At 64.6% G+C, this 1,382-nt stretch carries 2 protein-coding genes; both read left to right on the forward strand.

Annotation, left to right across the window (positions count from 1 at the left end; all coding sequences use genetic code 11):
- Positions 1–1,044: S-(hydroxymethyl)mycothiol dehydrogenase (locus tag J1M81_RS25130; protein WP_206499098.1), on the forward strand; the 1,044-nt coding region annotated here is incomplete at its 5' end.
- Positions 1,041–1,382, forward strand: a 342-nt coding sequence (locus tag J1M81_RS25135) for an MBL fold metallo-hydrolase (RefSeq protein WP_206499099.1), incomplete at its 3' end; no start/stop codon positions are given. The genes J1M81_RS25130 and J1M81_RS25135, both read left to right, overlap by 4 nt.

The raw sequence follows: 1,382 nt of genomic DNA on the forward strand, positions 1-1,382 counted from the left end.
GAGCCCGTCTCGATCGAGACGATCACCATTCCCGATCCCGGCCCGAACGATGTCGTGGTCACCATCGCCGCGTGCGGGGTGTGTCATACCGATCTGCATTACCGCGAGGGCGGCATCAACGACGAGTTCCCGTTCCTGCTCGGCCACGAAGCCGCAGGCACCGTCGAAACCATCGGCGACGCTGTCACTCATGTCGAGGTCGGTGATTTCGTGGTGTTGAACTGGCGTGCGGTGTGCGGGGAATGCCGAGCCTGCAAGAAAGGCACCCCCTGGTACTGCTTCGACACCCACAATGCCTCGCAGAAGATGACTCTCGCCGACGGCACCGAACTCTCCCCTGCGTTGGGGATCGGGGCGTTCGCCGACAAGACCCTCGTCCACGAAGGCCAGTGCACCAAGGTCGACCCGGAGTCCGATCCGGCGGTGGTGGGGTTGCTCGGGTGTGGGGTGATGGCCGGGTTGGGTGCGGCGATGAACACCGGCCACGTCTCCCGCGGGGATTCCGTCGCCGTGATCGGGTGCGGCGGTGTCGGGGATGCCGCGATCGCCGGGGCCCGCCTGGCGGGGGCGTCGACGATCATCGCCGTCGACCGCGACAAGAAAAAACTCGACTGGGCTCTCGATCTCGGTGCCACCCACACGGTCGACGCCTCGCAGGTCGATGCGGTCGAGGCCATCCAGGAGTTGACCGGCGGGTTCGGGGCGGATGTGGTCATCGATGCCGTCGGGCGTCCGGAGACGTGGAAGCAGGCGTTCTACGCCCGCGATCTCGCCGGGACGGTGGTGTTGGTGGGGGTGCCGACGCCGGAGATGACGGTGGAGATGCCGTTGATCGATTTCTTTTCCCGGGGTGGGTCGTTGAAGTCGTCGTGGTACGGCGATTGTCTGCCGGAGCGGGATTTTCCGATGTTGGTCGATCTGTACGAGCAGGGTCGGTTGCCGCTCGAGAAGTTCGTGACCGAACGGATCGGTCTCGGTGATATCGAGGCGGCGTTCGAGAAGATGCATCAGGGCACGGTGCTGCGTTCGGTGGTGGTCCTGTGAGTGGGCAGTTGCGGGTCGAGAAGGTCGTCACGTCGGGGACGTTCGCGCTCGATGGTGGCGAGTGGGAGGTCGACAACAACATCTGGTTGGTCGGTGACGACGACGAGGTGGTGATCGTCGATGCTGCGCATACGGCCGGTCCGATCGTCGATGCGGTCGCCGGTCGTGCTGTGCGGGCGATCGTGTGTACGCATGGTCACAACGATCATGTGACGGTCGCTCCGCAGTTGTCGGGGGAGTTGGATGCGCCGATTCTGTTGCATCCGGCCGATGATGTGTTGTGGGAGCAGACGCATCCGGGCATCGGGCATTCGGTGCTCGAGGACGGTCAGCGGATC

This window comes from Rhodococcus sp. KRD175 (assembly GCF_017168275.1).
GTDB classification, from domain to species: Bacteria; Actinomycetota; Actinomycetes; order Mycobacteriales; family Mycobacteriaceae; genus Rhodococcoides; species Rhodococcoides fascians.